At 57.0% G+C, this 8,151-nt stretch carries 9 protein-coding genes; all 9 read right to left on the reverse strand.

Annotated elements, in window-relative coordinates:
• Positions 1–118: 118 nt before the first annotated feature.
• Positions 119–1,573, reverse strand: a complete 1,455-nt coding sequence (locus tag H5U02_12460; GenBank protein ID MBC7343230.1) for an FAD-binding oxidoreductase — start codon at positions 1,571–1,573, stop codon at positions 119–121.
• Positions 1,574–1,634: 61 nt separating this feature from the next.
• A complete protein-coding gene (locus H5U02_12465; protein ID MBC7343231.1) occupies positions 1,635–2,057 on the reverse strand; it encodes a glycine cleavage system protein H in 423 nt (140 codons plus the stop codon).
• Between the two features lie 40 nt (positions 2,058–2,097).
• Complete coding sequence (locus H5U02_12470; protein ID MBC7343232.1) at positions 2,098–2,442, reverse strand: carboxymuconolactone decarboxylase family protein; 345 nt, start codon at positions 2,440–2,442, stop codon at positions 2,098–2,100.
• A gap of 135 nt (positions 2,443–2,577) precedes the next feature.
• The gene (locus H5U02_12475; protein ID MBC7343233.1) at positions 2,578–3,729 is read right to left on the reverse strand and encodes a 2-oxo acid dehydrogenase subunit E2; all 1,152 of its coding nucleotides are present in this window, start codon (positions 3,727–3,729) and stop codon (positions 2,578–2,580) included.
• Complete coding sequence (locus H5U02_12480; GenBank protein ID MBC7343234.1) at positions 3,730–4,764, reverse strand: NAD(+)/NADH kinase; 1,035 nt, start codon at positions 4,762–4,764, stop codon at positions 3,730–3,732.
• Between the two features lie 85 nt (positions 4,765–4,849).
• Positions 4,850–5,821: an alpha-ketoacid dehydrogenase subunit beta gene (locus H5U02_12485; GenBank protein MBC7343235.1), complete on the reverse strand. Its 972-nt coding sequence runs from the start codon at positions 5,819–5,821 to the stop codon at positions 4,850–4,852.
• A gap of 19 nt (positions 5,822–5,840) precedes the next feature.
• A complete protein-coding gene (locus H5U02_12490) occupies positions 5,841–6,803 on the reverse strand; it encodes a thiamine pyrophosphate-dependent dehydrogenase E1 component subunit alpha (GenBank protein ID MBC7343236.1) in 963 nt (320 codons plus the stop codon).
• A 219-nt stretch (positions 6,804–7,022) separates the two neighbouring features.
• On the reverse strand, positions 7,023–7,382 hold the full coding sequence (locus H5U02_12495; protein MBC7343237.1) for a Lin0512 family protein: 360 nt from the start codon (positions 7,380–7,382) through the stop codon (positions 7,023–7,025).
• A 513-nt stretch (positions 7,383–7,895) separates the two neighbouring features.
• Positions 7,896–8,151: helix-turn-helix domain-containing protein (locus H5U02_12500; protein MBC7343238.1), on the reverse strand; the 256-nt coding region annotated here is incomplete at its 5' end.

Consider the following 8,151-nt stretch of genomic DNA (forward strand, 5'->3'; position numbering starts at 1 on the left):
GGAAGCGGATTCCCAGCCTACTAGCTGGTAAACCGGGCAGGAACTGCGGCAACAGCACACCGGCCACAGGTCAACGCTTCTCGCTCAAGGGAGGTAAAGAAACTTTGGTTTTCCTGGGTCACGCCCGTGCACCCCCTTTTACATACTTCTTGACCTCAGCCATTAAGCCCATGGCCACCGTAAAGCTGAGGGGATGAAGTAAGGCCGGCCAGGTATACAACTTGCCAGGGTTCATGATCCCCTGGGGATCAAGCTGCCTTTTTTGCGCCCGCTTTTCCTGAAGCTCCGAGCGGCCAAAGATGCGCCTCAGGTAGGGGGTGTTCCATAACCCTACTCCGTAAGGATGCCCGCCGTGGCGATAACCCACATCCTGAATCTTTTTTACTAGGCTAAGGCTTAAAATGTAGTCAAGGACCTTAGTCTCATCGGCAAAGAACAAGGTCATGATGGTTATCCTCTCTTGGCTAACCACATGGCCATAAGAGCAAAATAGCATTCGGTAACGGGCGGCCAGCCTCTTAATGTCAACAAGATATCCAGGCAGTTCGGATAGGGGCAGAAAAACTTCACCCCCCAGTTCCGAAGGCCCGCCGCGCTTGAGCCTTAGGGCCTTATACCTCTCTTGCCATTCCTTCTCGGCCACCAGCTCCGGTAACAAAGAAACCCCGGTTCTTCCTGCCATCAGGTCCCACATCAACTTCTCAGCCTGATCTAGTTCGGTTTCGTCCCCTTCATAATCCACCGCCAGCAAGTAGCCGGAGGTCACGCCCCCGGGAGCAATGTTCTGCCTGGCCATGGCTCGCAAGCAAGGATCATCGGTAAAATGTAGATTGTAGGGAACTATCTCAGCCCCAGCCAGTTGAGCCAACGCCCAAAGTATCTCCTCTAGCTCTGGCGCCCAAAGGAGGAAATGCTTCATGGGAGTTCGCTTGCGGATCTCCACCTCAACCTGGGTGACAATGCCCAAGGTACCTTCCGACCCCGCCAACCAGGCCAGGGGTGGGTCGCTGGCGGCGGTAAGCCTACGGATCTCGCCGCTGGGCAGGACTACCTCAGCGCTTTTTACCTGGGAAGCCAAGGGGCCGTATTTCAGGCTGCCAATGCCGTAGCCCATCATGCACAGCCAGCCGCCAACACTAGCAGCAGGAGCGCTGCTAGGAACGGATTTCGGGGCAAAGCCCCGGGCGCCTAGATAGCGCTCCAGTTCCCCCCAGGTAGTGGCTGCTTTGACTGTGACCGTCATCTGCTCAGCATCTAGGTCAACGACCCCCTTCAACATATTGAGGTCCAGTACAATGCCTCCCTTGACTGGCACCGAATCGAAGTAGACGGTTGAGGCTCCTGCCCGCGGGGTGACGGAGATTCCGGCAGAGCTGGCCAACTTCAATACTTGAGCTACCTCCTGGGCGCTAACTGGGCGCACCACCAGGTCCGGAGTAGTCTTGAAAAGCAAGTCCGCCAGCACTGCCGGCACCGGCGCTAAATCCCGGTTGTAGAGAAAGCGTTCAAATTGGGCATCGGTGGCCCGGGGACCAAAACTTTCCTTGATCTGCCGAAGGATCTCCTGCTTCACAGCCTTTCCACCTCTTCCCATGGGCGTCGGGATCGGTGCCCCTGGATTCACCCCCTACGCTCTACCGGGCGTGCTTGGCTATTTCCTCCCTGAGCCAAGGCTCCACTTGGTCACCGTGGAGCAGTTGGGACAGCCCTGCCTGCAAGTCCACCGGTTCCATTACCGCCACCCACCCCTGGCCATAGGGGTCGGCATTGAGCGGCTTGGGGTTGGCAGCCAAATCCTTGTTAGCTTCTACCACTTTGCCGTCCATAGGTACCTGGATTTTGCCGGCCCACTTGCCCGACTGCAAGGTAAACAAGGTTTTTCCGGCCTGCAAATCCTTGCCCACCCTAGGAACCCGAATAAAGGTAATCTCTCCCGCGCTCTGCTGCATGAAATCGGTAACCCCAATGCGAATCCGGTTACCCTCCACCTTTACCCAGGCATGGTCCCGGGTGTAATAGAGGTCATCAGGCATTTCATATTTATCGATCTTGGCCAACTTTGCTCCACCCCTCTTTTGGCCTCCCGAGGCCGAAACTCTATTCCTCAAAAGCCTCCAACGCCTTCAAGACGTTAACTGACAGGTAGGCCATGGATGGAGACCCGCCAAAAGATATGGCTACAGCCGCCGCCTCTAGGATCTCTTCGCGGGTAGCCCCCTCGGCCAAGGCTTGCTTGACATGAATGTTGATGCAGTACTCACACCTGGCGTAAAGGGCCACCGCCAGCCCGATCAGTTCTTTATACTTCCTCTCTAATTCGCCTTCCACATAAGCTGCTTGATCCATCTGTACAAAAGCTGCTGAAAGCTCCGGGCACTCCTCCTCGATTTGCGCCATTCCCTTCCCTAGTTCTGCCATCATTTCGTTAGGATCCCGCACCATTGTTGTCAACCTCCGCTCGTAGTAATCAACCGCTAGCTATCCATCTTTGGGCACGTCCCCGATCCTCAGTCAGGCTGCCGTGCCCAGCCCGCGGTCCGCCAGTTGGCTAGGCCCGCTCAACCCTACGCTTCTTTACTAGATAAAGATCTTATGGGGGTTCTCAATTAGATCTATTAGGACCTTGAGAAACTCTGCTGCTGGCGCGCCATCGATCACCCGGTGATCGAAGGCTAGGGAAAGGCCCATCATGGGCCGGATAGCAACTTGGCCGGCAACTACCACCGGCTTCTCCACCGTCCGGCCCACGCCCAGGATGGCCGATTCCGGCTGGTTGATAATGGGAGTAAACCAGTCTACTGAACCGTAGGCGCCCACATTGGTAATGGTAAAGGAACCACCGGTTACCTCATCGGGCTCAAGCTTTCCGCGGCGCGCCCGCTTGGCCAGGTCCTTGACCTCCTTGCTGACCTCGTAGAGGCTTTTCTGGTTAGCGTTGTGAACTACCGGCACGATAAGGCCATCCTCCAGAGCCACGGCCACCCCGATGTTGATGTCCTTCAGCACTTTGATCTGATCGCCATCCAGGGTGACATTGATGCGCGGCCGCATCTCCAGGGCCCTAGCTACTGCCTTCACCAGCAGGTCGGTGATGGAAACCTTGTCCCTCTCCTTAACCCCTTCATTGATATCCCTACGCAAGGCCAGCAGCTTAGACAGGTCCACGCTGGTATGGTGGGTGACCTTGGGAGCTATGTTCCAGCTATTGGCCATATTCTCCCCGATGGCCCGGCGCATGCCTTCGTAAGGTATGATCTCTAGGGTTGGCCGCTCCTCAGCCCCCGGCACCCCCTCAGCAATTGCCTTCTCTACATCCTCCCGGGTGATCCGCCCTTCCGGCCCAGTTCCGGTCAGGCGGGTATAATCGATGCCATTCTCCTCAGCCAGTTTCCTAGCCGCCGGCGAAATCTTTACTCTCCCACCCGCCGCAGCTGGCGCTGCTGCCGCGCCACCGCTAGGCGCTGCCGCCAGCAAGGCCGAAATATCCTCACCGACGGCGCCCACCACCCCCAAGAGGGCACCGATGGGAAGCTTAGCGCCCTTAGGAGCCACAATCTTAAGTAGGACGCCATCGGCAGGGGATTCCACCGCGTTGGTGATCTTTTCGGTCATGATTTCCACGACCGCCTCGCCCTTTTTTACGCTATCTCCTTCGTTTTTTAGCCACTTGGCCACTGTACCGGTTTTCATGGACAGCCCCAGCTTGGGCATAGTGATCGGTGCTGCCATTTACTTAGCCTCCTTAACCAATCTAGAAATCGCACAGCTGCTTCCCAGCCGAGAATAGCCCCTAGCCACCGCTTCCCTCATGGCTTCCTCGATATACACCACCCGAGGTCCCGCAAAAGTAAGCTGGATGGAGGCCTCCTCTCCTTCTTTCACTTCCACTTCCCTTTCTCCATCGAGGGCTATCACACAGGGAACGTCTCTTACTGCTGCCTTCTCATTTATTAGCAGGCTGCGGTAACTCCTCACTTGCACCGGCTCAATCAGGCCGGGGGCGATGGGAGCCATCAGCTCCCGTCCCCCCTCGCCCAATTCCATCATTAAGCCGCGCCTCTCTTGGCTCGCCACCGGTTCGAGGTGGCCGGCAATGGACGAAATACCGATATTGTGGGGTTCGCCGCGAGTAACCACCACCTGGCGGATGCGCTTCACATCCCATACTGCTCGGGAGCCGATGAAGCTATCCTGAAGCACTACCGCGTCAATCAGGGCTATATCCACCGGAGTGCCATCCTTGTAAATGACTAGTTTCTTGGAAGGTCGGACGGCCCGAGAGCTGGCAACCCAACCTCTGGCCACCACGCCAGCCGCTAAGCCAGCAATAGTTCCCTCCACCATTTTCGAGAAAACGTTGTTGGTTCCGGTGGAAATGGGCACCAAAGGGATATCCCCGCATCCCTTGGCAACCATGCGATTGGTGCCGTCTCCTCCCAAAGTAATGATGCAACCCACCCCATGCCGATTCATGGCTAGCGCAGCCTGGCAGGAGTCTATCTGGGTTCCGGTTAACTCTATTTCGGCTGGAGTCACCTCTAGGGATGGCCGGTGCTGGCTGTAGAGGCCATCTAGGGCCTTAGGAACGATGCTGTAGTAATCAGGCATGTAAATTACCTCTTCAATGCCAGTGGCTGCCAAGCCCAGCAGGGCGCGGCGTACGATATTGACCTTCTCCTGGTTATCGAAGACGGTACCGTAGGCCACCAGCCTCCGGATGTCTTTGCCGGATGCCGGGTTGGCAATAATCCCCACTGCAGCCATTCCCCTACCCCCTCGATGCCACTCCCAAAATAGCCAGACAGGCCAGTCCTGCCCTCAGCTCCCTTACCCTGGTCAACATCAACCCCTAAAACAACTCTTTGACCGCTTTTACGATCTTTTCCTCATTGGGCAGGTAGGCGCTCTCTAGCACCGGCGCAAAGGGAATGGGGGTGTCGGGCGCCGTCACCCGCTTGATAGGAGCATCTAGAAGGTCAAACCCTTCATCGGCCACGATGGCAGCGATTTCGGCCCCGAAACCATTGGTCCTTACCGCCTCATGGACGATAACTAGCTTCCCGGTCTTTCCCACTGACTTGAGGATGGCTTCTTTGTCCAAAGGTACTAGGGTGCGGGGGTCAAGCACTTCGGCGTTGATCCCTTCTTTGGCTAGGATTTCGGCCGCCGCTAGAGCTTTCGACACCATCCAGGACCAGGCCACGATAGTGACATCAGAACCCTCGCGCTTGATCTCTGCCTGGCTAAGCGGGACCAGGTACTCCCCTTCCGGCACTTCTCCAGAAACATTTAAGAGCTGCTTGTGCTCGATGTAGATAACCGGATTGTCATCCTTGATGGCCGCTACCATCAGCCCCTTGGCATCAGCTGGGTCTGAAGGCATGACCACCTTTAAGCCCGGAATGTGGGTAAACAATGCCTCTAGCGATTGGGAGTGCTGGGCTGCCGCTGACATGCCGGCACCGCACGGCGTCCTCACTACCAAGGGAAGCCTAGCCTTACCACCAAACATGTACCTCATCTTGGCGGCTTGGTTAAGGAGCTCATCCATGCAAACGCCCATGAAGTCGACAAACATGACCTCGGCGATGGGCCTTAGGCCTGCAGCCGCCGCTCCCACGGCACTGCCTACGATAGCAGTCTCGGTTATGGGCGTATCGATTACCCGCTCGGGTCCAAATTCTTGCAACAGCCCGGCAGTAACCCCAAAGCAGCCTCCGAACAGGCCAACATCTTCGCCGTACAAGATGACGTTGGGGTCCCGCTGCATTTCCACCCGCATGCCATCCCTGATTGCCTCCGCATAGGTCATCTGTGCCATATTCTCTCACCCCTCCTGTCTAATCTGCATAAACGTCGGTCAGGACATCGTCAGCACTGGGAATCGGGCTGGATTCAGCAAACTTGACCGCTTCTTCGATCTCGGCAGTGGCCTCGGCCTGGACTTGATCCAGGTCGGCCTGGGTAGCATATTTCAGGTCCAGCAGCTTAGCCTCCAGGCGGGGGATAGGATCCTTTTTGAGCCAAGCGGCCTGCTCTTCGGGATTCTTGTAAATGGCGGGGTCGCCTTCAAAGTGGCCGCGATGCCTCCAGGTCTTACACTCGATTAGACTGGGGCCATCGCCCTTGCGGGCCCGGGCTACCGCTTCGGCGGCCGCCTCATATACGGCCACCACGTCGTTTCCGTCCACCGCTACACCAGGAATGCCGTAGGCAGCGGCCCGGTCAGCGATATCGGCCACATTCATATGATTGCGCTGGTAATTGGAAATGCCGTACATGTTGTTCTCAGCTACATAGATTACCGGTAATTTCCATATGGAAGCCATGTTTAAGGCCTCGTGGAAAGTGCCCCGGTTGGAAGCGCCGTCCCCAAAGAAGCAAGCTACCACCCGGTTGGTTTTCTTGTACTTGCAGGCCAAACCCGCACCGGTGGCGATGGGTTGGCCCGCGCCAACAATGCCGTTGGCTCCTAAGATGCCCAGGCCGACATCGGCGATGTGCATAGATCCTCCCTTGCCCTTGCAGTAGCCAGTAGCGCGGCCAAAGATCTCGGCCATCATCAACTTGGTCTGGCCACCCTTGGCGATCAGGTGGCCATGGCCTCGGTGGGTGCTAGTGATATAGTCCTGGTCAGTAAGGTTGGCGCAGACTCCTGTGGCCACCGCTTCTTCTCCAACATACAGGTGCACAAAGCCAGGCACCTTGCCGGCCGCAAACAGTTCGGCTACCTTAAGTTCAAAGGTCCGGATCCGCACCATGGTCCTGTACATACTAAGCAGCTTCTCTTTTGTAAGCTCCATTCAGGTTCCCTCCTTTAGTGTCTTGGACTTTCCTAGCTCTGGCGGCAACCTTATATCGCCACGCCAACTACACCACCACAACAATACCCCGCCATCAGGAACCAGCCCACGAGCCCTATGCCCGGAGCCTGCGGGCGGCCATCCATCACCTCCCTGTAAGAACCAGTCCTTTCATGTCATCTAGGCCCGCCGGCTGGCTTGCGCGCTGGAGTTCTTGGCCTAAACCTCAACGTAGACGGTGAGGGCAGCCACCGCCACCACCACCGTGTCCCCCTCGCCCAGCTCCGGCAACTCCAAGCCCCTTGCCGTCAGCCCGCCCGAAACCAACTCTATCCGGGCCGAGCCAAAGGGTATAGCCTGAAGAGCTTTTTGGGGATTGACCTTTTCCGGGTACGGACAGGCTACCTTGACCTCGATGTCCATCTGGTTCGGATCCTTGAGGCCAATGATGTCAAACAGCCCGCACAGGCAGCTCCGGGATATGGCATCCCCGATCGCCCGCTGGGCCGCCTTGGTGACATCTCCTCCGTGCAGGTCGATCCCGGTGCCAATCTCGACTATGTAGCGCTTGCGTGCCACAACCTCCACCCCTCCGAGAAACCATATTTTACCGGCGCCCAGCCTTAGCCCCATCGCTCCAAAGCCTGCGCGGAGCCGGCTAGATCTCTGTCTCGGGCTCCGGCGGGCTACCTTACTTCCTCCTGCCCGCGCCCTTGGCCCCAGTTTCCGGGCACCTGCTACCTTTCAGCTACTTGCCTACTTAAAGAAAGCAATTAGCATGCCACCAACTCGCCCATGAATAAAAACCCGCCATGCCTAAAGGCAGGCGGGTTCAACCTTGGTTGCCAGTATCTTCGATAACTCGCAATACTGTCACCTTAGCGTAACCTGACTGTTAATAATAGCTTCATTGGGCGGAAAGAAATAGCCCTAGGCGTAGGCACCTAAGGCCATGAAAACACCCGAGGCAGAAGCGTTGGCCCCATCCCGAGGTTAGAAGCAAGTGTCACTTTGGTGTAACCATACTAGCCCTCTGCCGGGCCAAGGCCGGCCCTGGATGAGCCCATGAGTCCAGACTCCGGCGCAACCATGTCAACGCTCTATCCCGTACCGCTTCATCTTGCGATAGAGGGTATTACGGGAAACCCCCATCTCTCGGGCTACACGGCTGACATTGGCTCCGAACTTAGCCAACAGAGTAATAATCTTTTGGCGCTCCTTTTGGGCAGCTTGCGCCCTCTTCTTTTGCCGGTGATCGGTCAAACTAAAGGACTGTACTGCCGGGGACCGGGAGTAGCTGCGAATCTCTTCCGGCAGGCAGGCCAGGTCGATGGAACCATCCCCAGCT

This window comes from Clostridia bacterium (genome assembly GCA_014360065.1).
In the GTDB taxonomy this organism is placed as follows: Bacteria; Bacillota; DSM-521; order Neomoorellales; family JACIYF01; genus JACIYF01.

Bases quoted from the DNA above. Each gene is read 5' to 3' on its own strand.
- H5U02_12470 (MBC7343232.1), bottom strand. From the start codon at position 2,442: ATGGTGCGGGATCCTAACGAAATGATGGCAGAACTAGGGAAGGGAATG.
- H5U02_12475 (MBC7343233.1), bottom strand. From the start codon at position 3,729: ATGGCAGCACCGATCACTATGCCCAAGCTGGGGCTGTCCATGAAAACC.
- H5U02_12480 (MBC7343234.1), bottom strand. From the start codon at position 4,764: ATGGCTGCAGTGGGGATTATTGCCAACCCGGCATCCGGCAAAGACATC.
- H5U02_12485 (MBC7343235.1), bottom strand. From the start codon at position 5,821: ATGGCACAGATGACCTATGCGGAGGCAATCAGGGATGGCATGCGGGTG.
- H5U02_12490 (MBC7343236.1), bottom strand. From the start codon at position 6,803: ATGGAGCTTACAAAAGAGAAGCTGCTTAGTATGTACAGGACCATGGTG.